General features: G+C 47.8%; 29 protein-coding genes. 27 read left to right on the top strand and 2 right to left on the bottom strand.

What is annotated here, in order from left to right; all coding sequences use genetic code 11:
* Window positions 1-46: 46 nt before the first annotated feature.
* A complete protein-coding gene (locus ACTHPA_RS01270) occupies window positions 47-1054 on the top strand; it encodes a VanW family protein (protein ID WP_440498242.1) in 1008 nt (335 codons plus the stop codon).
* Here ACTHPA_RS01270 and ACTHPA_RS01265 read toward each other — a convergent pair.
* On the bottom strand, window positions 1047-1262 hold the full coding sequence (locus ACTHPA_RS01265; protein ID WP_440498241.1) for a hypothetical protein: 216 nt from the start codon (window positions 1260-1262) through the stop codon (window positions 1047-1049). The genes ACTHPA_RS01270 and ACTHPA_RS01265 overlap by 8 nt on opposite strands.
* Before the next feature lie 211 nt (window positions 1263-1473).
* Here ACTHPA_RS01265 and prfA point away from each other — a divergent pair, with 211 nt between their 5' ends.
* The 26 genes from prfA to ACTHPA_RS01135 all read left to right on the top strand — a co-directional run bounded on the left by prfA (window position 1474) and on the right by ACTHPA_RS01135 (window position 25723).
* Window positions 1474-2550, top strand: coding sequence for a peptide chain release factor 1 (gene prfA / locus ACTHPA_RS01260; RefSeq protein ID WP_440498240.1), 1077 nt, complete (start codon window positions 1474-1476; stop codon window positions 2548-2550).
* Window positions 2543-3391 (top strand): peptide chain release factor N(5)-glutamine methyltransferase, encoded by an 849-nt coding sequence (gene prmC / locus ACTHPA_RS01255; RefSeq protein ID WP_440498239.1) that lies wholly within the window; start codon window positions 2543-2545, stop codon window positions 3389-3391. Before prfA ends, prmC begins: the two co-directional genes overlap by 8 nt.
* Before the next feature lie 43 nt (window positions 3392-3434).
* Entirely contained in the window at window positions 3435-4004 is a 570-nt protein-coding gene (locus tag ACTHPA_RS01250) for a stage II sporulation protein R (protein WP_440498238.1), read from the top strand.
* Window positions 4005-4065: 61 nt separating this feature from the next.
* On the top strand, window positions 4066-5106 hold the full coding sequence (locus tag ACTHPA_RS01245; protein ID WP_440498237.1) for an L-threonylcarbamoyladenylate synthase: 1041 nt from the start codon (window positions 4066-4068) through the stop codon (window positions 5104-5106).
* Between the two features lie 106 nt (window positions 5107-5212).
* Window positions 5213-5713 (top strand): manganese efflux pump MntP, encoded by a 501-nt coding sequence (locus ACTHPA_RS01240; RefSeq protein WP_440498236.1) that lies wholly within the window; start codon window positions 5213-5215, stop codon window positions 5711-5713.
* A gap of 59 nt (window positions 5714-5772) precedes the next feature.
* The gene (locus ACTHPA_RS01235) at window positions 5773-6219 is read left to right on the top strand and encodes a low molecular weight protein arginine phosphatase (RefSeq protein WP_440498235.1); all 447 of its coding nucleotides are present in this window, start codon (window positions 5773-5775) and stop codon (window positions 6217-6219) included.
* Window positions 6216-7496 (top strand): methyl-accepting chemotaxis protein, encoded by a 1281-nt coding sequence (locus ACTHPA_RS01230; RefSeq protein WP_440498234.1) that lies wholly within the window; start codon window positions 6216-6218, stop codon window positions 7494-7496. Before ACTHPA_RS01235 ends, ACTHPA_RS01230 begins: the two co-directional genes overlap by 4 nt.
* Window positions 7497-7601: 105 nt before the next feature.
* On the top strand, window positions 7602-8042 hold the full coding sequence (rpiB, locus tag ACTHPA_RS01225) for a ribose 5-phosphate isomerase B (RefSeq protein ID WP_440498233.1): 441 nt from the start codon (window positions 7602-7604) through the stop codon (window positions 8040-8042).
* A 13-nt stretch (window positions 8043-8055) separates the two neighbouring features.
* Window positions 8056-8619 (top strand): TIGR01440 family protein, encoded by a 564-nt coding sequence (locus tag ACTHPA_RS01220; RefSeq protein ID WP_440498232.1) that lies wholly within the window; start codon window positions 8056-8058, stop codon window positions 8617-8619.
* 158 nt (window positions 8620-8777) lie between these two features.
* The gene (glyA, locus tag ACTHPA_RS01215; RefSeq protein ID WP_440498231.1) at window positions 8778-10031 is read left to right on the top strand and encodes a serine hydroxymethyltransferase; all 1254 of its coding nucleotides are present in this window, start codon (window positions 8778-8780) and stop codon (window positions 10029-10031) included.
* Between the two features lie 528 nt (window positions 10032-10559).
* On the top strand, window positions 10560-11501 hold the full coding sequence (locus ACTHPA_RS01210; RefSeq protein WP_440498230.1) for a nuclease-related domain-containing protein: 942 nt from the start codon (window positions 10560-10562) through the stop codon (window positions 11499-11501).
* A 523-nt stretch (window positions 11502-12024) separates the two neighbouring features.
* Complete coding sequence (gene upp, locus ACTHPA_RS01205; protein ID WP_440498229.1) at window positions 12025-12654, top strand: uracil phosphoribosyltransferase; 630 nt, start codon at window positions 12025-12027, stop codon at window positions 12652-12654.
* 84 nt (window positions 12655-12738) lie between these two features.
* The gene (wecB, locus tag ACTHPA_RS01200) at window positions 12739-13839 is read left to right on the top strand and encodes a non-hydrolyzing UDP-N-acetylglucosamine 2-epimerase (protein ID WP_440498582.1); all 1101 of its coding nucleotides are present in this window, start codon (window positions 12739-12741) and stop codon (window positions 13837-13839) included.
* A gap of 545 nt (window positions 13840-14384) precedes the next feature.
* Window positions 14385-14759 (top strand): ATP synthase subunit I, encoded by a 375-nt coding sequence (locus ACTHPA_RS01195; RefSeq protein ID WP_440498228.1) that lies wholly within the window; start codon window positions 14385-14387, stop codon window positions 14757-14759.
* 29 nt (window positions 14760-14788) lie between these two features.
* Window positions 14789-15499, top strand: a complete 711-nt coding sequence (gene atpB, locus ACTHPA_RS01190) for a F0F1 ATP synthase subunit A (RefSeq protein WP_440498227.1) — start codon at window positions 14789-14791, stop codon at window positions 15497-15499.
* 71 nt (window positions 15500-15570) lie between these two features.
* Window positions 15571-15795 (top strand): F0F1 ATP synthase subunit C, encoded by a 225-nt coding sequence (gene atpE / locus ACTHPA_RS01185; RefSeq protein WP_251626260.1) that lies wholly within the window; start codon window positions 15571-15573, stop codon window positions 15793-15795.
* Between the two features lie 191 nt (window positions 15796-15986).
* A complete protein-coding gene (gene atpF, locus ACTHPA_RS01180; protein ID WP_440498581.1) occupies window positions 15987-16511 on the top strand; it encodes a F0F1 ATP synthase subunit B in 525 nt (174 codons plus the stop codon).
* Window positions 16508-17047, top strand: a complete 540-nt coding sequence (locus tag ACTHPA_RS01175; RefSeq protein ID WP_440498226.1) for a F0F1 ATP synthase subunit delta — start codon at window positions 16508-16510, stop codon at window positions 17045-17047. The genes atpF and ACTHPA_RS01175 overlap by 4 nt, the downstream gene beginning before the upstream one ends.
* 23 nt (window positions 17048-17070) lie before the next feature.
* Window positions 17071-18582 (top strand): F0F1 ATP synthase subunit alpha, encoded by a 1512-nt coding sequence (atpA, locus tag ACTHPA_RS01170; protein WP_440498225.1) that lies wholly within the window; start codon window positions 17071-17073, stop codon window positions 18580-18582.
* 56 nt (window positions 18583-18638) lie between these two features.
* On the top strand, window positions 18639-19496 hold the full coding sequence (gene atpG, locus ACTHPA_RS01165; protein ID WP_440498224.1) for an ATP synthase F1 subunit gamma: 858 nt from the start codon (window positions 18639-18641) through the stop codon (window positions 19494-19496).
* A 38-nt stretch (window positions 19497-19534) separates the two neighbouring features.
* Complete coding sequence (gene atpD / locus ACTHPA_RS01160) at window positions 19535-20950, top strand: F0F1 ATP synthase subunit beta (protein ID WP_440498223.1); 1416 nt, start codon at window positions 19535-19537, stop codon at window positions 20948-20950.
* A gap of 22 nt (window positions 20951-20972) precedes the next feature.
* On the top strand, window positions 20973-21374 hold the full coding sequence (locus ACTHPA_RS01155) for a F0F1 ATP synthase subunit epsilon (RefSeq protein WP_440498222.1): 402 nt from the start codon (window positions 20973-20975) through the stop codon (window positions 21372-21374).
* Between the two features lie 676 nt (window positions 21375-22050).
* Window positions 22051-22287, top strand: coding sequence for a DUF1146 family protein (locus tag ACTHPA_RS01150; RefSeq protein WP_440498221.1), 237 nt, complete (start codon window positions 22051-22053; stop codon window positions 22285-22287).
* Window positions 22288-22681: 394 nt separating this feature from the next.
* Window positions 22682-23983 carry a UDP-N-acetylglucosamine 1-carboxyvinyltransferase gene (gene murA / locus ACTHPA_RS01145; RefSeq protein WP_440498220.1) on the top strand — a complete coding sequence of 434 codons (1302 nt, stop codon included), beginning with the start codon at window positions 22682-22684 and terminating at the stop codon, window positions 23981-23983.
* A gap of 80 nt (window positions 23984-24063) precedes the next feature.
* A complete protein-coding gene (gene spoIID, locus ACTHPA_RS01140; RefSeq protein WP_440498580.1) occupies window positions 24064-25059 on the top strand; it encodes a stage II sporulation protein D in 996 nt (331 codons plus the stop codon).
* A 10-nt stretch (window positions 25060-25069) separates the two neighbouring features.
* Entirely contained in the window at window positions 25070-25723 is a 654-nt protein-coding gene (locus ACTHPA_RS01135) for a peptidoglycan DD-metalloendopeptidase family protein (RefSeq protein WP_440498219.1), read from the top strand.
* Here ACTHPA_RS01135 and ACTHPA_RS01130 read toward each other — a convergent pair.
* The coding region (locus ACTHPA_RS01130) for a hypothetical protein (protein ID WP_440498218.1) at window positions 25712-25929 on the bottom strand (218 nt) is incomplete at its 5' end. The genes ACTHPA_RS01135 and ACTHPA_RS01130 overlap by 12 nt on opposite strands.

The raw sequence follows: 25929 nt of genomic DNA, 5'->3' as shown, positions 1-25929 counted from the left end.
CCTTGAATACTATGGCTAATGGCAATGAGTAAAGGAAGGGAGATGGATGAAAATGAAAAATTGGATTTCTGCATTTCTTTTTATCATGATAATTGGATTGTTTGGCTGCCAACAGCGAACGGTGATTGAACAACATACTGAAAGCGCAGAAACGCCTGAACGGGCAGAACAGGCGGAACAACAATCAGAATCGGCCAAGCAGCCGGTTGCTCAAACGGAAATCATCCCGGCGATAGCTCCGGTTATCAACATTATCGATCCGGCAACCGATGAATTGATCCACACGATAACTCCGCTCGACCTCGGCTACGAAATGGACATCACTGCGTACATAGCGAAAATCGAACAACTTGCAAAAGAGCTTGCGCGCGGAGTCGATGGAAAACCTGGCTATGATCAAAGGATGATCCTCGATAGATTGGACGAACAGGGCAATCTTATCGAAGGCAACCCGCTCATCCTGTTGCGGGAAAGCATTTTAGTGGAGCGGATAATGGAAGTGTCAGCCACGGGAGGGACTGTTGAATTGCCGATTGAAACAACAAAGAGCGGCTATGAGCCGGAAGATGTTCCGCTGTTAGACGATGTAGTCATCGCTTCCTATACGACTTATTTCAATCCCGCGGATAAAAATCGGAATAAAAACATTGAACTTTCAGCAACAGCAATTGACAAAGTCATCGTCGGCAAGGGAGACCATTTCTCCTTCAACACCGTCGTCGGACCGCGGGACGAAGCAAACGGCTACCAACCGGCCCCGGAAATTATCAACAAAAAACTTGTCATGGGAATAGGCGGAGGGATTTGCCAAACATCCTCCACTTTATTCAATGCTGTCGATCAGCTCCCGGTGAAATACATTGAATGGCACCATCATTCAATAGACATCGGCTACGTCCCGAAAGGAAGGGATGCAACTGTTTCCTACGGAGGCCTCGACTTCAGATTTCAAAACACGGCGGCTGCTCCGTTCCTAATCAAATCCGTCTATGGGAATAACTTTTTGACGATTGAAATCACAACAGCGGAGAAATATGTGGATAAATTCAAGTAAGTTGGCATGCTGAATGCCAAGCTAGTGGTTGTAAGTCCGAAGCTAGTGCCGGCGCGTTCAAAGTGAGCTTTCGCGCGTCCAAAGCGATTGCCCGCGCGTCCAAATTGAGCTTTCGCGCGTCCAAAGCGAGTGTCTGCGCGTCCAAATTGAGCTTTCTAGCGTCCAAAGCGAGTGTCTGCGCGTCCAAAGCGAGCACTCGCGCGTTCAAAGCAAGCTCCGGCGCGTCCAAAGAGAGCCGCTACGCGTCCAAAGAGAGCCGCTACGCGTCCAAAGTGAGCCGCCACACGTCCAAAGCGAGCTAGGACGCGTCCGAAACACTCACGCAAACCCCCACACCCAAAGAAATCACTGTATTTCAGCGCCTTATTCCCGTACAATTAGTATACAAAACAGACTGAGAACGAAGAGGTGCAATGACTATGTTTGATAGGCTTCAAGCCGTTGAGGATCGATATGAGCGATTGAATGAATTGCTGAGCGATCCGGATATTGTAAGCGATATGACCAAGCTGCGGACGTATTCGAAGGAGCAGTCTGACTTGCAGGATACAGTCGATGCGTACCGTGAATATAAGAGTGCGACGACGCAGTATGACAATGCAAAAGAAATGCTCGAGGAACCGTTAGACGACGAAATGAAAGAACTTGTCAAAATGGAAATCGCAGAGCTCGATGAACAGATCGAGTCGCTTGAAAAGAGATTGAAACTGTTGCTCGTTCCGAAAGATCCGAACGATGATAAAAACGTCATTATGGAGATCCGCGGCGCGGCGGGCGGCGACGAAGCGGCGCTGTTTGCGGGCAACTTATATAGAATGTACAGTCGGTTCGCAGAAACGAATCATTGGAAAGTGGAAGTGATGGACTCCTCGCCGACTGAGCTTGGCGGATTCAAAGAAATCATTTTCATGATCAATGGGAGCGGAGCGTACTCCAAGCTGAAATATGAAAACGGAGCACATCGAGTCCAGCGTGTGCCGGAAACGGAATCGGGCGGCCGGATCCATACGTCGACGGCGACCGTCGCCGTATTGCCGGAAGCGGAGGAGGTTGAAATCGATATTCACGATAAAGACATCCGAACAGACACATTCGCATCATCCGGACCAGGTGGACAATCGGTCAACACAACAATGTCCGCTGTCCGTCTGACGCATTTGCCGACGGGAATCACCGTTTCCTGCCAAGATGAAAAATCGCAGATCAAAAACAAAGAGAAAGCGATGAAAGTTCTACGCGCGCGCATTTACGATAAATTCATGCAAGAAGCGCAAGCAGAATACGATGAAAAGCGGAAATCCGCCGTCGGGACGGGAGATCGCTCCGAACGGATCCGCACATACAACTTCCCGCAAAATCGTGTAACAGATCACAGGATCGGCCTTACAATCCAAAAACTTGATCAGATTATCGAAGGGAAGCTCGATGAAGTGATCGACGCCCTAATTGTCGAGGACCAGGCAAGACGGCTGGAAAGCTTGGATAAGAATGACTGAAAAAATCTATGAAGCACTCAATAAAGCGAAATCCCTTCTTGAATCCAAAAACTTGGATAGCCATGCTGCACAGCTGCTTATGGAGCATGTGACGCAAAAATCCGGTGCATCGTTGCTTGCGGACTTTCGAGAACTTCTTACACCTGAACAGCACAAAGCGTTTTGGAATAAAACCGATGAGTTGCTCACAGGCAAGCCTGTCCAACATATTATCGGCACAGAACAGTTTTACGGACTGTCGTTCGAGGTGAATGAACACGTCCTCATCCCTCGGCCTGAAACGGAGGAGCTCGTATTTGGCGCACTCGAACGTAGCCGCAACTTCCCGAAAGAATGCCGCGTGGCGGATATCGGTACAGGGAGCGGTGCGATCGCGATTGCTTTCAAAAAAGAACGACCTGAATCACTTGTCACAGCGACGGATATTAGTGAAGCGGCTCTCAAGGTCGCAAAGCGGAATGCAAAGCGCAACGGAGTCGACGTCGATTTCAAACTCGGCAATATGATGGAACCGATTGCGGATGAAAAGTGGGATGTCGTGCTATCGAATCCGCCGTATATCGCTTGGGACGAGTCCAAAGAAATGTCTGCGACAGTGCTCGACTTCGAACCGCATAGCGCGTTGTTTGCGGATGATAACGGACTTTTCTTCTATAAACAGCTTGCGGAAAAATTGCCGCCGCTTATGAACAAGCCTTCGCTCATCGGCGTCGAGATCGGCTACCTGCAAGGATCGGCAGTGAGCGAGCTTTTCCAAAAGGCGTTCCCAGGTGCGCGAGTTTCCGTAGAAAAAGATGTGAACGGAAAAGATCGAATGATATTTTGCGAGATTCGTGAATAAAACCTTCCGACCCTGTCCACAATGAGGTCAGGAGGGGATGGATATGTTGCAAGACTATGAAATTACGAATCTAAAACCAAATAAACGGATGGATCGTTGGATGGCAGTTGTCGAGTTCATTCTCGTGTTGTTCCTTATCCAGTCCGCGTTGCTATTATTCACAGGGCAAGGAGAGCAGGAAGAGGAGATCAGATTCCGGATTCTGTCGCACTCGAATGCACCTGCCGATCAACAATTGAAGGAAGAAATCCGGCTTGTCGTTGAGCCGATGATCAATCAAGCGATTTCACAAGCAGAATCGAAATCAGAAATTGTGGATAACTTAGAGGCGATTGAAGCGAAAATCCTACAGACCGCAAAATTGATGGCGGACGGACAAGACGTAAGCTTCGAACGGACAGCCGCTCTGTTCCCGCCGAAGCGGTCGGGCTTTGTCATCACGCCGCAAGCGCCGTATGACGCGTATATTTTGACGATCGGCAGCGGGCGGGGCGACAATTGGTGGTGCTCTTTGTTTCCGAGGGTCTGTTTCCCTGACAAAGATGTCGAAGAATCAGACGACGAGAAAGTCACTTTCTTCATTTGGGAGTGGATAAAGTCATTGTTTGATTGAAGTTATCCACGTTTGACTGTGGATAAGTGAACGAAACTGTGTATAAATGGGGGTTTGAACTTTGGAAACTGAAATCGTTTCAGTGGATAACGATATGGATAACTCAATAAGTTATCAACGTGCTGTGGATATGTTGAAAAATGGAGGCGTTGTCGCGTTCCCGACCGAAACGGTTTACGGTCTCGGCGCGCTTGCGACGGATGAGGCTGCTGTGCAACGGATTTTCGAAGCGAAAGGGCGCCCGTCCGACAATCCGCTCATCGTACATATAGGCAATCAAGAAGATGTGGAAAAGTATGCAGAGGACATACCGGAAAATGCAAGTAAGCTGATGGATGCATTTTGGCCGGGCCCGCTGACGCTTGTCTTCCATAAGAGGCCCGGTGTCATTGCGGAAAATGTCACACCGGGCTTTGGCACGGTCGGTTTGCGGATGCCCGATCATCCTGTCGCGCTTACGCTTCTTCGCACGCTTGACGGACCGCTTGCTGCACCGAGCGCGAATCGTAGCGGCAAGCCGAGCCCAACGGAAGCCGCTCACGTGATGACCGATCTCAATGGACGGATTCCGCTCATCGTCGACGGCGGGAAGACGGGTGTCGGCGTCGAATCGACGGTTCTTGACATGACCGCGAATCCTCCTGAAATTTTGCGGCCCGGCGGCGTGACGCGCGAAATGATCGAGGATGTGATTGGTCCTGTTCGAGCGGAGAGCAAATCGGCGAGCGTGACCGATGAGGTAGCGCCGCGTGCACCTGGCATGAAATATATGCATTACGCTCCGGAGTCGCCGCTTTTCGTCATTCAGCCGGATGAGTCGGTAATCCGTGAAGCGGTCATGCAGCTGAAATCCGAAGGGAAACGGGTTGCCGTCATCGGGCCTGATGATTTCGATATAAAAGAGGCAGACTGGTATTTCCCGGTCGGTCCACTTCATGATAACGGGGCGATGGCTGGGAATCTTTACGGAGCGATCCGTCAATGCGATTCGACGGACGCCGATCTTATTCTTGCCGCTGCGACCGATTCTGAAGGAGTCGGAACCGCGGTCATGAACCGCCTGTTGAAAGCCGCGGATGGAAAAAGGTACAACGGGTACTGAATGGACCACTTTTCCAACAATCAAAGATGAACGGATAATAGGATATGAATGACCTCCTAAACGAGCGCATAAGATGGATGGATGCGGAAGTTGGGAGGTCAATTCATTGTTGGAAATATTTGCTGCAAGCGTCACGACAATCGATGTCGTTGTTGTTTTATCGTTGCTCCAATTGCGTAAAGGAAGGCTCGTTCTCGCATTGTGGATAACATTCCTGAACATGGTGCTGCCTTTCGCAGGATTTGTCATGGGGGATTGGTCTGCCGATCTTTTTTCGGTATGGAGCCATTTGCTTTCAGGGGTTCTTCTTGCATTGATCGGCATCCACATGCTATTGCAGGACGATGACAACAGCAATCTGAATCGTCAGCTCCATCCGGCGTTCATTGCGCTCGCCGTCAGCTTGGACACCTTTTCGGTAAGTGTTTCTTTCGGCATGCTCCATTTGAATAAAATACTGTTCATCCTCGCTTCAGGATTTCTCTCATTCTTTTTTTCCTGCTTGGCACTTTATTACGGAAGATTTTTGAACATCAAAAACGGAAGGCTGCTTCGCATCATTGCGGGTCTTGCTTTATTGACTATGGGGATATTGTCATGGTTTTGATGAAATTATCTATTTCTTTATTCACGGATATCGAGTATCCTAAAGGTAGGTGATCATGAATGAATATTTATTTTATTTGCACAGGGAATACATGCAGAAGCCCGATGGCGGAGGCGATTCTCCGTTCGAAGGCGATAGAGGGCGTCGTTGTTCGGTCAGCAGGTGTAAGTGCGGTTGACGGGTTGCCGATTTCTTCGAATGCGAAGACGCTAATCGAAGAAGCGGGCATGCCATATACGCCGGTTTCCAATGCAGTAACAGCGGAAGAGCTGGAATGGGCGGATCTTGTCTTGACGATGACGGTATCGCATAAGGATCTTTTGCTGCATTTATTCCCGGAAATTGAAAAGAAGACATTTACATTGAAAGAGTTCGCCACTTCGGGGGATAACGGGGATGTACACGATCCGTACGGCGGCAGTTTAGCTACGTACCGGACGACTTTCGATGAATTGGACAAGTTAATTGAGCTGTTGAAGATGAAGCTGATGGAGGATGGGGAATGAAGAAGAAATTCGGTTTGCGTAAGAAATTGGTTTTATTCGTAACGGTACTTGCAGTTGTCACATATTCGACGAGCGCCTTGTTCATCAACTATATTCGGCCGGAGTTCTTTCCGAATATCCAGCCGTTCGTATTTGAAATCAGTACATATGCGTTAGGGATTATATGGTCAGGCATTTTGGCGGCATTATTCAGCACGATCTTGACGAAGCCTCTGCAAAACTTGGAGAAGGCTGCAATCGAAGTCGCAGACGGAAAAATTGGCATGGATATTGAGCTGCCGAAGTCATCCGACGAAATCCGCTCCGTTGCGGAAGCGTTCCAACAGCTCGTCGTCAATTTGCGGACAATCGTTGCGGAAATTGAGACGAATTTCGAGAAGACGGCCCATACAGTCGACCGGTTATCCGGTGAGACAAGCAGTGCGGCATCACAAGCGGACGCGGTCGCTTCAACGATCATGGAAATTTCCTCGGGCGCTGAAGCTTCGGCGGTAGCGATTCAGGAAACGGCAGAGGCGATCGAGGATGTAAGGATGCTTGCTGCGGAAGTGAGCAGCCGTGCGGAAGATTCGTCAGAGCAATCGAAAGAAATGCTAGTCGAACTTGAGCGTACGACGGAAGTGTTCCGAGCGCTCGTAAAAGGGATCCGTGATATGTCGGATCAAAGCGAGCAGTCGCTCGGTACAATTCGTGAGCTCGATCAAAATGCGCAGAAAATCGGTGAAATCGTCCAGCTCGTCGGCAGCATCGCAGGCCAGACGAATTTGCTGGCGCTGAACGCTTCCATCGAGGCAGCGCGCGCCGGAGAGCATGGGAAAGGGTTCGCAGTCGTCGCGGAGGAAGTGCGGGTACTTGCGGATGAAAGTGCGAAAGCGGTACATAGCATCGACGAACTCGTGAAAATGATCCAGTCTGACGTCACGAAAGTCGTGAAAGAAATGGAAAGGCAAGTGAGCACGGCAGCGAACGAAGCAAACCGCGCCGATGCAACGAGCGGCAACGTCGAAGCAATGGCGGCAAAAGTGAATGGCATGGCCGATTCTGTCGTCAAAATTTCGGAGCTCGTCGAACACCAGCTATCGAATATCGAAACGACCGCTTTGCAATCGCAAGAAGTTGCGGCTATCGCGGAACAGACATCTGCAGGCGCCGAAGAAGTACGCGCCGCAACGGAAGAGCAAGTGAAATCGATCGAGCAGACCGATATTATGGCAAGCCACTTGAAGAAGCAATCGGAAGACCTTTATAAAGTCATCAGCCAGTTCGATCGTTCATAACAATATCATTCATTTCACAGCCCGAAATAGTGACGCCAGGGCTGTGTTTTTTTGTCGAACAATGGTAGAATGATTTGTGAGTAAATTAAGAAAAGAGGGGACGCAATGAAAATCGCAATCTCTTCGGATCATGGCGGTAATCGTCTGCGCCATGAAATCATGGACTTATTATCGGAACTAGGATTGGACTATGAAGATTTCGGTCCGAACTCCGATGAATCGGTCGATTATCCGGATTACGCTAAACCTGTAGCAGACGGTGTCGCAAGCGGGAAGTTCGACCGAGGCATCCTCATTTGCGGAACGGGGATCGGCATGTCGATCGCTGCGAATAAAGTGAAAGGAATCCGTTGTGCGCTCGTCCACGATGTCTTCAGTGCGAAGGCGACGAGAGGGCATAACGATTCGAATATCCTTGCCATGGGAGAACGTGTTATCGGACCAGGTCTGGCGCGGGAAGTCGCAACAGCGTGGCTCGACACTTCATTTGAGGGAGGCCGTCACGAGCGACGCGTCGCCAAATTGACAGAACTCGAAAATAAGTGAGGTGAGCAAGGCAATGGATGATGTATTGAATTTATTGAAGCTTCAGCTTGAACAGCTGCTATCAGAAATGGCCGAGCAGACAACATTTACGCCGGGCACATTTTTCGTCGTCGGCTGCTCGACGTCCGAAATAGCCGGCAAGCGGATCGGAACGGGCGGCGCGCTAGAAGTCGCCGAAGCGTTATTCAAGCCGTTAGAAGCATTTGCGAAAAAGCACAATGTACATTTAGCTTTCCAAGGCTGCGAGCATATTAACCGCGCCTTGACGATAGAGCGCAAAGCCGCGGAAAAAATGAATCTCGACACGGTGTCCGTCATTCCGGCGGTACATGCCGGCGGATCGATGTCCACCTATGCGTTCGAGCATTTGGAAGACGCGGTCGTCGTCGAATCAATCCGCGCACATGCAGGAATCGACATTGGTCAGACGTTGATAGGTATGCATCTGAAGCAAGTCGCTGTCCCGCTGCGCACCTCCATCGACAAAATCGGTGACGCCGTCGTTACTGTAGCGACGACCCGCCCGAAATTAATCGGCGGAGAAAGGGCGATCTACAGCCGCCCGATTGAAGACTAATCTTCATTACAATAGAAGCGCCCGCCAGCTTTCTTTGCCATGTCCGGAATTATTCCGGCTTGGCAGAAGAACAGCGGCGTTTAATCACCGGACAAGCTTGCACATTTGGTCAGCGCCTGCATCCGGATATATAAATTCAGAAAAGGGGAAATGGAATCATGGATTTAAGCAATGTGAAACGTGAAGATACAGCAGTGTACGAAGCGATCATGGCGGAAAAGAACCGTCAGAACGCGAATATCGAATTGATTGCGTCCGAAAACTTCGTGACGGAAGCGGTCATGGAAGCACAAGGCTCCTACTTGACGAATAAATATGCTGAAGGCTATCCAGGCAAACGCTACTACGGCGGATGCGAGCATGTTGACGTCGTTGAAAACATCGCGCGAGACCGTCTGAAAGAAATTTTCGGCGCAGCTTACGCAAACGTTCAAGCCCACTCCGGTGCGCAAGCGAATATGGCTGTCTATTTCACAATTCTTGAGCCGGGCGACACTGTTCTCGGCATGAACCTTTCCCACGGCGGGCACTTGACGCACGGCAGTCCGGTGAACTTCTCGGGCATCCTGTACAACTTCGTCGAGTATGGCGTCAGCGAAGAAGACGAGCGCATCGATTACGAAGACGTCCGTCAAAAAGCGCTTGAGCACAAGCCGAAATTGATCGTTGCGGGTGCAAGCGCATATCCGCGCGAAATCGACTTCGCGAAATTCCGTGAAATCGCGGATGAAGTAGGTGCGTATTTGATGGTTGACATGGCACATATCGCAGGCCTCGTCGCAGTAGGCGAGCACCCGAACCCAGTGCCGTACGCACACTTCGTCACATCGACGACGCATAAGACATTGCGCGGGCCACGTGGCGGCTTGATCCTCGTGAACGAGGAATTCGCTGAGCAATTCGGCCGCAAAATCGACAAGACGATCTTCCCTGGCATCCAAGGCGGACCGCTCATGCACGTCATCGCTGCAAAAGCAGTTGCTTTCGGCGAAGCTCAAAAGCCTGAGTTTAAATCGCATATCCAGCAAGTGAAGAAAAATGCTGCCGCACTTGCGGAATCCTTGATGGCTGAAGGTGTCGACATCGTATCAGGCGGAACTGACAACCACTTGTTGCTCGTCAACTTGAAATCACTCGGCATCACAGGCAAAGTCGCTGAACACGTCCTTGACGAAGTCGGCATCACTGTAAATAAAAACACAATTCCATTCGACACGGAAAGCCCGTTCGTCACGTCCGGCATCCGTATCGGAACACCAGCTGTCACAACACGCGGCTTCAAAGAGGAAGAAATGAAGGAGATCGGCTCCATCATCGCCAACCTATTGAAAAACCACGAAGACGAAACAGCGAAAAAAGAAGCGGCTGCGCGCGTCAAAGCATTGACAGACCGTTTCCCGCTCTACGCATAATTAATGATCCCCGCTCTCTGCGCGAGAGCGGGGATTTTTTCAGCGGGCGCTCAAGAATATGATTTCCCGCTCAAGAAATCGAATATGCGCTCAAGAATCCACCCGCGCGCTCAAGAAATCGAATCTGCGCTCAAGAATGCACCCGCGCGCTCAAGAAATCGAATCTGCGCTCAAGAATGCACCCGCGCGCTCAAGAATTCGAATCCGCGCTCAAGAATGCTCCCGCGCGCTCAAGAATCCGATTCTGCGCTCAAGAATTTGTTCCCGCGCTCAAGAATGCTCCCTCCACGCTCAAGAAGTCCAATTCCGCGCCCAAGAACTCATCTTCTAGCAACACATCTCATTAACAAAACTATCCGCACAAGTCAATCGAATTGATTAGAAAAAACTTTTATTATTGAAATTTCAATTTTATGCATTGGATTTCACCTAAAACCTAATTTTAACCCGCAAAAACATCGTAAACTCAAATTTCCGCCCGTTTGGGAATACTTGACCAAACTGCTACAATGTCGTCGAGGTGATAACATGATATACAAAAAACGGAGTGAACCATTGGCGCTGATAGGACTACAATCGCTAGTCAACCGCCTGAACAGAAACAACAAACAATTTACAAATTTTGAAGAAGATTTAAGGAAACGAAAGGCTGGCTTCGGAGGAGAGATGAATTTTGACAAACATATTACCGAATATCGACCACCCTATCCACACGGCTTTTTACATGATGTATGCCTGAAGCATAATGGAATCTATTTTCAAATGGACTCCATTCTTATCAGACCCGATCGTATAGTTATCTTTGAAATAAAGAACCTCGGAGGAAAGCTAACTGTCAAAGCAAATCCTACTCAATTCATACAGGACAATAATGGAGTCCGAAAAGTTATTCAAAGTCCAATTATTGAACTGGAACGTAAAAAGATATTCATGGAAGGTTGGCTAAAAGAAAGAGGAGTTGCCATTCCAATCATAGGGATGATAGGTCTTGCATACACGAACGAATTATTTATTGAAGGGGAAACTGGTACTACAATCGCCTTTACACACGAACTTCCCATAACACTATACAATAGCCCAGTCGCACAAGAACTATTGAACAAACAACAAATCAGTAAAATTGCAAACGATATCAAAAACGCTCATCAAGAATATAATCCCTTTCCTCTATCAAAAACCATGCAAATTGTCCCGGAAGAAATAATGCCTGGCGTAATTTGCCCAAATTGCAATTACAGGGGCATGAAGTGGACTCAGAGAAAATGGAACTGCGCTAAGTGCTCGTTCAACGAAACGGATTGTCACATTCCCCTGTTAGACGATTGGTTCTATCTTATCGACAACAAAATAAATAACCGCCAATTCCGCGCATTTTCTTATATCGAAGACCGATCCATTGCAAAAAGGTTACTAAAAAAATCTCACCTAACAATGGTTGGGCAACGCAGCAGCTCTTTCTATATTAAATGATTCTTTTTTGCAATCGCGTCATAGTAACTGGCCTTGCAAAGATTCTGCCGCATCCAAAGAACACCCCATGCTTAAGGCCAGTCCCTGCAGGACTATGGATTTCACCTCACCCGCGCTCAAGAACCACGCCGTTGCGCTCAAGACTCCGAATCCGCGCTCAAGAACCACGCCGTCGCGCTCAAGACTCCGAATCCGCGCTCAAGAATCACGCCGTCGCGCTCAAGACTCCGAATCCGCGCTCAAGAACCACGCTTGAGCGCTCAACAATCTGCCTTTCCCGAAGTGCATTTAATTTGTCAAAAGCATTCTGCGCGAAGAAGAGTTCCCATGCCATCAAACTTCCCCGCGGTCTAAGTCCAACCGCCGCCACTCACGCATAAATCAGAATTTCCACACATAAACCCCCACAAATCAACAGAAATCACAAATTCCACTCACAACCGACATTATCCGCATTCCCAATGTGTAAATCGACATGTTTCTGTTATAATGTACAGGACATTCCGAAAAGGAGCGATAAGCAATGGCAAAAGTACATGTATTCGATCATCCGCTCATCCAGCATAAATTGACACATATTCGTGACGTGAACACGGGAACGAAGGAGTTCCGCGAGCTTGTTGACGAAGTGGCAACGTTGATGGCGTATGAGATTACCCGCGACCTTCCGTTGACGGAAGTGGAAGTGGAAACACCGGTCCAGACTGCAAAATCAAAAGTATTGGCAGGCAAAAAAATTGGGATCGTACCTATTCTTCGTGCAGGCATCGGCATGGTCGATGGCATCTTGAACTTGATTCCGGCTGCGAAAGTGGGACATATCGGCTTGTTCCGTGATCCGGAAACACTTCAACCGCATGAGTATTTCGTGAAACTTCCTTCCGACGTATCGGAGCGTGAATTCATTCTCGTCGACCCGATGCTTGCAACAGGCGGAACAGCAGTAGAGGCAGTTAATTCATTGAAAAAACGCGGTGCCAAAAACATCCGCTTCATGTGCTTGATTGCAGCTCCTGAAGGCGTGAAAGTATTCACGGAAGCACATCCTGATATCGATGTGTATATTGCTGCATTGGACGAAAAATTAAACGACCACGGATATATCGTTCCAGGTCTTGGTGACGCGGGAGACCGTCTATTCGGAACAAAATAAGTTCGCGATTTAAATAAGAACGAATTTAAATAAGAAAGAAATAATGGGGAAGGCGTGAATGGATTGAAACGGAAATGGAAAGTGATGACGATATTCGGCACGCGGCCGGAAGCGATTAAAATGGCGCCGCTCGTACTCGAACTGCAAAAGCATCCCGAGGAGATCGAATCGATCGTCACGGTGACAGCGCAGCATCGTCAAATGCTAGACCAAGTTTTGCATGCATTCAACATTACACCAGATTATGATCTGAACATCATGAAAAATCGTCAGACGCTCATCGATGTCGCGACCCGCGGATTGGAAGGGCTCGATGAGATCATGAGAGAGGCACAGCCCGATATCGTGCTCGTACATGGCGACACATCGACGACTTTCATCGGCAGTCTCGCTGCGTTTTACAATAAAATTGCAGTCGGCCATGTCGAGGCGGGCCTGCGGACATGGGATAAATTCTCCCCGTATCCGGAGGAAATGAACCGTCAGCTGACGGGCATCCTTGCCGACCTTCATTTCTCGCCGACCGAAAAGTCCGCGCAAAACCTCTTAAATGAAGGAAAACAGGAAGACCGGATTTACATTACAGGAAACACAGCGATCGACGCGTTGCAAACAACGGTTCGAGATGACTACCAGCATCCGATTCTTGACAAAATCGGCGATGATCGACTCATCCTTCTTACCGCGCATCGACGTGAAAACTTGGGCGAACCGATGCGCAATATGTTCCGCGCTATCAACCGGATCCTTGAAAAGCATCCGGACACGCAAGTCATTTATCCGGTCCATATGAATCCGGCTGTACGGGAAGTGGCTGACGAAATCCTCGGCTCGAACAAGCGGGTTCACCTGATCGAACCGCTCGAAGTCGTCGATTTCCACAACTTCGCCGCGCGCTCGCATATTATCTTGACCGACTCTGGCGGCATCCAGGAAGAAGCGCCTTCACTCGGCAAACCGGTCATCGTCCTTCGTGACACGACGGAGCGTCCGGAAGGCATTGAGGCGGGCACATTGAAGCTTGCCGGTACAGACGAAGAGACAATTTTCGACATGACGGATGCACTATTATCCGACGAGGCGGAATATAGCGCTATGGCGAAAGCGTCCAATCCGTACGGAGACGGACACGCATCTGAACGGATCGTCAGCGCATTGAAGGAATATCTTTCCTCGGTGAATTAAAATGAATAAAACGTTTGTGCACTTTGAACAACGCTTGCACATTCAATAAAAAAACGCGTGAAAGCACGCCAGTGAGGGATTTTTCCATCAGGTCATACTGAGGGAAATCCCTCATTTTTTCAATATGAAATTTTTCTCTGTGCAAATATGTCTATAATTTGACAACGTGAAGACTTTGTGAAGAATTTCACGGGAATCAATTGACATCAAAATGCCCCTATTGTATGCTTACAAAGGGTAAGAATGATAGGGATTCATACATATGATAAACGCCTTGGCGATAAGCTTCTGGGCGATTCTATCATCCTTTATTGGACGTCGTTCCACGAATATCTCCATGAGCGTGCTCAATAGCAACGCCTCCTGGTGGTCAGTTGCTTACGGCGATTCACAAATAATTACAGGTTCCGACATTTTTCGGAGTCTCTATCAGTACAAGCCCTAATGAGGGAATTGACCTATGTCGTTTAGCATCGCTCAATGTACTCGCCCACCTTTTCGAAAACGCTAGACCCGGAAAATACGAATCAGGAGAATCACCCATCATGCATACACTGCGACACATCTTTAATAGGCAAAAAAAAGCACTCTATTTTTTGCTCGCACTGTTTGTCATCGGATGGGCTTTTAGTGACTTCAAACCGGTTTTTGGCGGATTAATCTTAGGCTCCTTGTTCGGACTGTATAATTTCTTTATTCTTGTCCGTAGAATGGAAAGATTTGATCGGAACATTTCGGAAGGGAAAGGTACAAAGTCAATCGGAGGAACCGCATTGCGATTCGGATCCGGTGTGGCAGCGGCAGCCATTGCGTTGTCGATGCCGGAAAAATTTGATCTGATCGGAACAGTGATCGGACTGATGATTCCATACGTTCTGTTATTAATTGACAGAATCGTAGTCCACGTCAAGCAATTCTAACTGACACGCATAAGGGAGGTGAACGAAACGTGAACCATGAAAATCCGGAATGGGTTTTTCTCGGATTAAGCTTTAACCCAGCTAACATCCTCATGCTCTTTGTCACATGTCTAGTCGTTTTCATCATCGCCGTCCTCTCGACGCGCAATATGAAAATCAAACCGACAGGCATGCAGAACTTCATGGAATGGGTCATGGATTTCGTCAAAGGGATCATTAAGAACAATATGGACTGGAAAACAGGTGGCCGTTTCCACGTACTCGGAATCACCTTGATCATGTTCGTTTTCGTAGCAAATATGCTCGGACTGCCATTCGCGATAGTCTGGGACGATAAACTTTGGTGGAAATCGCCTACAGCGGACCCTGTCATTACAATGACACTCGCTACATTGGTAGTTGTGTTAACCCATTACTATGGCGTTAAACAACTCGGGACAAAAGGATACTTCAAAACGTATCTTCAACCGATGCCATTCTTGGCACCACTTAAAATTATCGAAGAATTTGCAAACACATTGACACTCGGTCTACGTCTTTACGGTAATATTTTCGCAGGGGAGATCCTCATCGGACTACTTGCAACACTCGGGGCTGGCAGTGCATTCGGTCTTATTGGAGCCGTCATCCCGTCAATCGCTTGGTTAGGTTTCTCAGTCTTCATCGGAGCGATCCAGGCTTTCATCTTCGTTATGTTAACGATGGTCTACATGGCACATAAAGTCCAAACGGATCATTAAACATATATTTCCCCATTAGTGGGTTAGTAAACAATAACAAAAAACATGAAATTTTAGGAGGATATTACACTATGGTAGGTTCAGTTGGTCTATTAGCAGCAGCACTTGCAGTTGGTCTTGGTGCACTTGGAGCAGGTATTGGTAACGGTTTGATCGTTTCTAAAACAGTAGAAGGTATCGCTCGTCAACCAGAAGCACGCGGTATGCTTCAAACAACAATGTTCATCGGGGTAGCGTTAGTTGAGGCCCTTCCGATCATCGCGACAGTTATCGCGTTCATCGTAATGAACAAATAATAAAACAACAATTGTAAATGGCGAAGACCGAGGCAAATTGCCCTTCGCCATTCATTTATGTAACAACTGACGTTTGAAATGGAAATTTGAAGTTGAAAATTAAGAATGACGTTCTTTCTATACTATATCGAAAATTGACATGAGCTCTTGAAGGGAGTGAAACAATCGTGTTTGGAAATACCTTCATCCTACTGTCGGCAAACGGCGGAGGATTTTTGTCAGCATTGAATAACAGGTTGAATCTAGGCGACATCATCGTCACAGTGCTAATGTTCACGATCCTCATGGTTCTACTCAAAAAGTTCGCATGGGGCCCGCTTATGGGCGTGATGGATCAACGTGCGCAATTGATTGCGAATGAAATCGAAGCAGCTGAAAACAGCCGCTTGGAATCTCAAAAGCTTTTGGAAGAGCAACGTGCCCTATTAAAGGAAGCACGTGACAACGCACAAGCGATTGTTGAAAACGCGCGCAAACAAGGCGAAACACAACGTGAAGAGCTGATCACAGCAGCACGTGCAGAAGTGAACCGGATGAAAGAATCCGCTACACTTGAAATCGCGACAGAGCGTGAAAAAGCAGTTGCAGCTGTCCGCGAAGAATTCGTTTCACTTTCAATTTTGGCGGCATCTAAAGTTCTTGGAAAAGAAATCTCTGAAGAGGACAACCGTGCTTTAATTGAAGAAACGATTGTGAAGGCAGGCGAAAGCCGATGAGCAACTCGGTCGTAGCAAAACGATACGCAACAGCATTATTCGAACTATCTCAGCAACACGGACAAACCGGTGCAATTCGAGAAGAAATGAAAGAATTGGTGGCTGCGTTCCGTGACAATAAAGATCTTGGTGAACTATTAGGTTCTCCGAAGTTATCATCAGCGAAGAAGAAGGAATTGATTGCGAACATTTTCAAAGGTGTGAATCCAATCGTACTGAATACTTTGTACGTATTGCTTGATGCAAAGCGCATGGATGAAGCTCAAAATGTCTTCGAAGAATTCCTCGGACTTGCGGATGATGCAGCGGGAATCGCAGAAGCGAAAGTGTACTCGACGCGTCCATTGACGGAGCAAGAGACAAACGCCATTTCGGCAACTTTTGCACAAAAGGTCGGCAAACATTCTTTACGCATTGAAAATATCATCGATCCAAGCTTGATCGGGGGCGTCCGTCTCCAAATCGGCAATCAGATTTACGATAGCAGCTTGAGCGCGAAGCTCGACAAACTGCAACGTAAACTGATCGGATCCTAATTAGAAATTGAGGGGTGACATACATGAGCATCAAAGCTGAAGAAATCAGCACGCTGATTAAGCAGCAGATTGAAAACTATCAGTCTGAGATGGAAGTAAGCGAAGTCGGTACGGTTATCAAAATCGGTGACGGTATCGCTCTTGCTCATGGCCTCGACAACGTCATGGCCGGAGAACTTCTTGAGTTCTCTACAGGTGTCATGGGTATGGCGCAAAACTTGGAAGCGAACAACGTAGGTATCGTTATCCTCGGACCATACACAGATATCAAAGAAGGCGATGAAGTACGTCGGACTGGCCGTATTATGGAAGTTCCTGTCGGTGAGGAACTGATTGGACGCGTCGTGAATTCACTCGGTTTGCCAGTTGATGGACTGGGCCCGATTGCAACGACAAAAACTCGTCCAATTGAAAGTCCTGCACAAGGCGTCATGGCGCGTAAATCCGTTCATGAGCCATTGCAAACAGGCATCAAGGCGATCGATGCACTTGTACCGATCGGCCGTGGACAGCGTGAATTGATCATCGGTGACCGTCAAACAGGTAAAACGACTGTTGCAATCGATACAATCTTGAACCAAGCTGACCAAGATATGATCTGTATTTATGTAGCGATCGGACAAAAAGAATCCACAGTTCGTGGAGTTGTAGAAACACTTCGTAAAAACGGTGCGCTTGATTACACAATCGTTGTAACAGCATCTGCTTCTTCACCAGCTCCATTGCTATATCTTGCACCATATACAGGTGTAACGATGGCTGAAGAATTCATGTTCCAAGGCAAGCACGTCCTTGTTGTCTATGATGACCTTTCTAAACAAGCGGCTGCTTACCGTGAACTATCCTTGCTACTTCGCCGTCCTCCAGGCCGTGAAGCTTACCCTGGTGACGTATTCTACTTGCACTCCCGTCTACTTGAGCGTGCAGCGAAGTTGAACGATACATTAGGCGCAGGTTCAATCACTGCACTTCCATTCGTTGAAACACAAGCTGGGGATATCTCCGCTTACATACCAACGAACGTTATTTCCATCACTGATGGACAAATCTTCTTGCAGTCGGATCTCTTCTTCTCGGGTGTACGTCCAGCGATCAACGCCGGTCTTTCCGTATCCCGTGTAGGTGGTTCCGCGCAAATCAAAGCGATGAAAAAGGTTGCGGGTACACTCCGTCTTGACCTTGCGGCATACCGTGAACTTGAAGCGTTCGCGCAATTCGGTTCCGACCTTGACGCAGCGACAAAAGCGAAACTTGACCGCGGACAACGTACAGTTGAAGTGTTGAAACAAGACTTGAACAAACCGCTTAAAGTGGAATACCAAGTTGTCATCCTTTACGCATTGACACGTGGACTTCTCGACGACGTAGCTGTGCATGACATTCTTCGCTTCGAGAGCGAAGTGACGAGCTGGCTCGAATCTAACCACACTGAAGTGTATGATCATATCCGTACGACGAAAGACCTTCCGTCTGATGAAGTAATGAAAGATGCGATCAACGCATTCAAGAAGAACTTCGTACCATCTGAAGCTTAATTCGAAACGTAATTCAGGATTTTGATCTAACTAAACAATAAGGTGGTGAATTGCCAGTGGTATCATTACGCGATATAGAAAACCGTATTAAATCGACAAAGAAGACGAGTCAGATTACGAAAGCGATGCAAATGGTATCGGCTTCCAAATTGAACCGTGCAGAGTTGAATGCGAAAGCGTTCGTTCCATACATGGATAAAATCGAGGAAGTCGTCGGCGCTATCGCAAGCGCTACAACCGACTCCGGACACCCAATGCTCGTAAACCGTCCAGTGAAGAAGACAGGTTATATTATCGTGTCTTCCGACCGCGGTCTCGTAGGGGGTTACAACGCTAACATCTTCCGTGCGGCTAGACGTGCGATTGAGCAACGTCACGCATCGAAGGACGACGTGAAAATCGTCGCCATCGGACGCAAAGGGCTTGAGTTTTTCTCGCGCCTCGGATATGAAGTCGTTGAAAGTCTCGTCGGAGTATCGGATCACCCTTCTTTCGATGAAATAAAAGCAATCGCTAATCGAGCTGTTGGCATGTTCACAGAAGGCGAATTCGATGAAGTGTACTTATATTACAGCCACTACATCTCCGCCATCTCCAGTGAAGTGACGGAAAGGAAATTGCTTCCGCTCACGGACATTTCATCAGCGTCAGCAATGACTTCGTATGAATTTGAGCCTTCCGCGGAAGCGATTCTTGAAACGCTTCTTCCACAATACGCGGAAAGCCTCATCTACGGGGCAGTGCTTGATGGAAAAGCGAGCGAACATGCTTCAAGTATGACAGCGATGAAGACTGCTACAGATAATGCATCTGAATTGATTGATTCATTGACTCTTTCATTCAACCGTGCACGTCAAGCAGCAATTACGCAAGAAATTACAGAAATCGTCGGCGGAGTTGCCGCTCTTGAATAAGAGATTTTGAACGGGAAAGTAAGACAGGAGGGAAAAGCATGAGTAACGGACATATTCTTCAAGTTATGGGACCGGTCGTTGACGTTAAATTCGAAAACGGTCAGCTTCCAGCAATCTATAACGCATTGAAGGTCCAAATCGAACGTCCGAACACAGCACCTGAAACGTTGACACTTGAAGTCGCACTCCATTTAGGGGATGACACGGTGCGCACAATTGCGATGTCATCCACGGATGGTCTGAAGCGTGGTGCAGCTGTTGAAGATACTGGTTCAGCGATCTCAGTTCCGGTCGGTAACGTGACACTTGGACGCGTATTCAACGTACTTGGAGAAAAAATCGACCTTGGTGAGGAAATTCCGGCAGCAGAACGCCGCGATCCAATCCACCGTCTAGCTCCAAAATTCGAAAACCTTTCAACAGAAGTTGAAATTCTTGAAACAGGTATTAAAGTTGTTGACTTGCTTGCACCATACATCAAAGGTGGTAAAATCGGCCTCTTCGGTGGTGCCGGTGTAGGTAAAACAGTTCTTATCCAAGAATTGATCAACAACATCGCTCAAGAACACGGCGGTATTTCTGTATTCGCAGGTGTTGGTGAGCGTACTCGTGAAGGAAACGACTTGTTCCATGAAATGACGGACTCCGGCGTTATTAACAAAACGGCGATGGTATTCGGTCAAATGAACGAGCCTCCTGGCGCACGTATGCGTGTTGCTTTGACAGGTTTGACAATGGCAGAATACTTCCGTGACGAGCAAGGCGCGGACGTTCTATTGTTCATTGACAACATCTTCCGCTTTACACAAGCAGGTTCTGAAGTATCCGCACTTCTTGGCCGTATGCCATCTGCCGTTGGTTACCAACCGACGCTTGCAACTGAGATGGGTCAGCTTCAAGAGCGTATCACTTCAACTAACGTAGGTTCTGTTACATCGATCCAAGCGATCTACGTACCAGCCGATGACTATACGGACCCGGCTCCGGCTACGACATTTGCTCACTTGGATGCAACAACAAACCTTGAGCGTAAACTATCTGAAATGGGTATCTACCCTGCGGTTGACCCGCTTGCATCTACTTCACGCGCACTTAGCCCTGAAATCGTCGGCGAAGAGCATTATGAAGTAGCACGTTCAGTGCAAACAACATTGCAGCGTTACCGTGAACTTCAAGATATTATCGCAATACTTGGTATGGATGAGTTGAGCGAAGACGACAAGCTAGTCGTAGGACGCGCACGTCGTATCCAATTCTTCCTCTCCCAAAACTTCCACGTTGCCGAGCAGTTCACAGGACAACCTGGTTCTTACGTTCCAGTTGCTGAAACTGTTAAAGGCTTCAAAGAAATTTTGGACGGTCGCTATGACCACCTTCCAGAAGATGCATTCCGTCTCGTCGGACGCATCGAAGAAGTTATCGAAAAAGCGAAAAGCATGGGCGTAGAGGTCTAATAACAGGGAGGGAAATGATCAAATGAAGACAGTTAAAGTCAATATCGTCACTCCCGACGGTCCTGTTAGTGAAACTGAAGCGGATATGGTGATCGCTGCCACGGAAACTGGCGAAATCGGGATCCTTCCCGGCCATATCGCAATGGTTGCACCGCTCCAAATCGGTGCCCTTCGCCTAAAAAAAGACAACTCGACTGTACATGTCGCCGTCCATGGCGGGTTCATCGAAGTTCGTCCGGATGTTGTCACCGTTTTAGCGCAACAAGCTGAATTGGCTTCCGACATCGACATCTCCCGCGCACAACGCGCAGCGAAACGAGCGGAAGAAAAACTACAAGCCAAAACAGACAAACTTGAAGCTCAGTTGGCGGAACTCGACCTCAAACGGGCCATCAATCGAATCAACGTTTACGAACAGAAATAATAGATGTAACTAGTTGGCGGGCAGAGGGAGTCTTTCTTCTGCCCGTATTTTCTTGCTTGGAAATCTTATCTAACAGAGCCATATTGATGTATCTAGTTTGCTTGCAATCATAAAGCAGGCAATGCGCTCAAGAACCTTGGAAGGACGTTCATGAAAAGGGAATTGCGCTCAAGAATCGTGATTTGCGCGCTCAAGAACGCCAGTACCGCGCTCAAGAATTGTGATTTGCGCTCAAGAACACCTTTACCGTGCTCAAGAATCGTGACGTGCGCTCAAGAACGCCATTTTCGCGCTCAAGAATCGTGACTTGCGCTCAAGAACGCCGAATCTGCGCTCAAGAATCGTGACGTGCGCTCAAGAACGCCAGTACCGCGCTCAAGAATCGTGACTCGCGCTCAAGAACACCGAATCCGCGCTCAAGAATTGTGACTCGCGCTCAAGAATCGTGACGTGCGCTCAAGAACGCCAGTACCGCGCTCAAGAATCGTGACTTGCGCTCAAGAACGCCGAATCCGCGCTCAAGAATCGTGACTCGCGCTCAAGAACACCGAATCCGCGCTCAAGAATCGTGACTCGCGCTCAAGAACACCGAATCCGCGCTCAAGAACGCCAGTACCGCGCTCATAAAATCCGTTAATATGCTCGTCAAATCAATTTTCAACTAGGAGGCAGGACTATGAACGACGTATTTGCACATAACCCGATGCTCGCCATCGTTTCGCATATTTTTTTCATCGGCCTGTCATTTTATGCACTACAATCGATTATGCCGGAAAAAATCATTAAAAAGAACCACGTTTTTCAAGCGCAATTACTGTTTATTTTATTGAGTTTTGCGATTGGTTCAACCGTATCAAATTTCTTTTTAGACATATCCTATTGGTCAGGAAGAGTCCCAACCATGTTCAATTAAGTTTGACTACATGAAAATCGGGTACGTAGTCAGTAGGCTAACGTCTCAGTAATAATTACTCATATGCCACTGGATCCATGTCATCGCCGCGTCTACATATCGATGTGTATGGGGCGATGGCATGAAATTAAAAAAATGTTTAATTTCCGACAGTTCTTGGGAATTACATAAGTGCATTTGTCAAATGCCTATTAAGGAAAGCACACAAATCGACATATGGGTACATATTATAGACTATCTTGTAGATAGACGGGAAAATAGCTCTGTAGTTACTTGTTTAATAATGTAGAGCGTTGTAGAATAGTATGTGTTTTTATGTTTAATTTATGACGAAAAAAATCAACAGTAAATATTATGGCAAACAGTATAAATTTTTGAGTCGGAGGGGCTTTTTGTGGACAAAATAATTATTAACGGTGGACGTGTTCTTCACGGCAACGTGCGTGTTGAAGGCGCTAAAAATGCGGTGCTGCCAATCTTGGCTGCTGCATTGCTCGCGTCGGACGGTCCCAATATCATTCGTGATGTGCCTAATCTTTCGGACGTCTCCACAATCAACGAAGTAGTCAAGAGCCTAAATGCAAAGGTCAACTACGATCCAGCTAGAGGGCAAGTAATCATTGATTCAACAGAGGAGCTTGCAAGTGAAGCTCATTTTGAATATGTACGTAAAATGCGTGCGTCCATCTTAGTCATGGGACCATTGCTCGCGCGCAACGGTTTCGCACGCGTAGCTTTACCTGGTGGGTGTGCAATCGGCTCCCGGCCGATCGACCAGCATCTGAAAGGATTCGAAGCGATGGGTGCGGAGATTACATTCGGACACGGACATGTAGAAGCGAAAGCAGAAAACGGCCTGAAAGGGGCTAAAATCTATTTGGACTTCCCGAGCGTCGGCGCAACGGAAAACATTATGACTGCAGCCGCTTTGGCAAAAGGGACGACAATTATCGAAAACGCGGCGAAAGAGCCGGAAATTGTCGATTTAGCGAACTTCATTAATGAAATGGGCGGTAGAGTCATCGGTGCTGGTACGGACGCGATCCGTATCGAAGGTGTCGAAAAGCTCCACGGAACAATTCATCATATTATTCCGGACCGCATTGAAGCGGGTACTTTCATGGTCGCAGCAGCGATTACAGGCGGCGACGTAACAATCGAAAACGCAGTGCCAGAGCATAATGCAGCGTTAATTTCCAAGCTCGGCGAAATGGGTGTCATCATTACTGAATTGGACGAAGGCTTACGCATTCAGGCGAAGCATCCTTTGAAAGCGGTCGACCTGAAAACGATGCCGCATCCTGGATTCCCGACAGATATGCAATCACAAATGATGGCACTTATGCTGACGGCATCCGGAACAGGGGTACTTACAGAAACGGTATTTGAAAACCGCTTCATGCACGTCGAAGAATTCCGCCGCATGAACGCAAGTGTCAAAATCGAAGGACGCTCCGTCATCATTTCAGGACCATCCGATCTGCAAGGAGCTGAAGTCGCAGCGACAGACTTGCGCGCCGCAGCTGCCCTTATCTTGGCAGGCCTCGTAGCGGAAGGCGTCACACGCGTAACGGAACTGGATCATTTGGACCGCGGCTATGTCGATTTCCATAAGAAATTAAAAGCGCTCGGCGCAGACATCGAACGCGTCTCCACAGAAGAATCGAAAACAGAAATAGAGAAGCAACTCGTCTGACAGTACTTATCATACTTTTATTCGAAGCTTCCATACACTGCTCCTTGTCATATCGACAAGGGGCAGTTTTTTTGAATGAAATGAGAGGCTTCATCATACAATCGAATATGGACAAACTACTAGCCGCTTTATTCATCGTACTACTATTTTTCATTCCCATCCTCATGAAAACGACGCCGGTCGAACCCGAGAAAAAAAATGTAGCAATGGAAGATCCTTGCGCAATCTATATCACTGTGGAAGGGGTGGACAAGCCTTTGCCGCTTGAGGAGTATGTCATGGGGGTTGTCGCTGGCGAAATGCCGATCGACTTCCACGACGAAGCCTTAAGGGCGCAAGCGATTGCGGCTCGGACGTATGCACTGCGGACGACGGATGGCGGCAAAAAGCCGATCGAAGCAACCGTCTCTGCCCAAGTGTATAAAACTGCAGCGGAACGAAAGGAACGCTGGGGAAAAAAATTCAAACAGAATGAGAAGAAGCTGCGTGATATTGTCGCATCGACCGAGGGGAAGACGATCGTGCATGGTGATGAAATGATTACCGCGATGTTTTTTTCGACATCGAATGGGAAGACTGAAACCGCGCAAAACTATAGCGGCAACCCGATTCCTTATTTACAGAGCGTGGAAAGCCCAGGGGAGGAAGTCGTAGCCGCAGAAGTCGAGCGGCATATCGAAATGCCGATCAAGGAGTGGAATGAAGCGCTCGGATCCGATTGGAAAGCTGATCGATTCAAAAGCCTCCAGCTCGTTCGCAATCAAACAGGGCGCGTGCAAAAAGTCGTCTCCACGGATTTCGAAATGAGCGGACGTGAAATGCGTGAAGCACTTGGACTAGCATCGACCGACTTCAACATCGCCTATGACATTACAAACGAGCTCGTCCTCATTACGACGAAAGGATACGGGCATGGAGTCGGCATGAGCCAATACGGCGCCGAAGCCTTCGCCCAGAAAGGATGGGCCGCTGAAAACATACTTACCTACTATTATTCCGGAACGGTAATAAAAAAGTTTGAAGTAGACGAATCAGAATGTTTAAAATCACCAACACTTGCAAACAATAGCAAGTGAGGTGATGATAATGCGAGAAGAAAAACCGAAATTCCCTTCTCAGAAGAATAAGAGTAAGAAGAATAGATGGTTCTGGCCGGCCATCTATGGAGGTATCGCGATTGTCTTCGTCGGCATGATTTGGGGCTACAATGCCTTCATCCAAAAAGGTCCGAACGAAACAGCTGACGTCGCAACAGATCCAAACGCTCCACCGATCATCGAAACAAATGCATCAAACGAAGTACTCAAATTTCCTTTCAACGAAGACCAACTTGATAACGTGGCAATTATACAAGAGTACTATGATGTAGAAGCCGATGAAGAAACACGTGAAAATGCACTTCTCGTCTTCAACCAAACGTATTATACAAACAAAGGCGTTTCAATCTCGATGGATGGCCAACCATTCGAAGTCGTCGCAGCCCTTAGCGGAACAGTGAAAGAAGTCATTATCGATCAATTCAAGGGCGCTGAAGTCAAAATCGAACACGCCAACGGAATGACAACACTTTACGGCTCCTTGACCGGCATCCTCGTCAAAGAAGGAGACGAAGTCGTACAAGGCCAATCACTCGGTACTGCCACAAGCAACGAATGGAACGCCAAAGCCGGCACCCACTTGCATTTTGAAGTCCACCAAGACGGCGTCCCAGTCAATCCGCGTACATTCCTAGGATTCTAATCGACGAGCCACTCTCAATTGCGAGAGTGGTTTTTTGATTGGTAGTATCGGCTGATTAATGGTTAACAAATCGTATATAAGTGATTCAGATAAATATTGATCATTTCGAAACAGAGCTTGAAATGTCAAAGGCACTTGGCGCGACAGATATGGGTTAAGAAGGTGATCGAGGACCGCGTCCAAAGTGTGATGTACCGCGTCCAAAG

This window comes from Sporosarcina sp. SAFN-015, from assembly GCF_051966875.1.
Taxonomy (GTDB): Bacteria; Bacillota; Bacilli; order Bacillales_A; family Planococcaceae; genus Sporosarcina.
The sequence above is the reverse complement of the archived record's forward strand: the minus strand, read 5'-3'. Positions and strand labels throughout refer to the sequence as shown.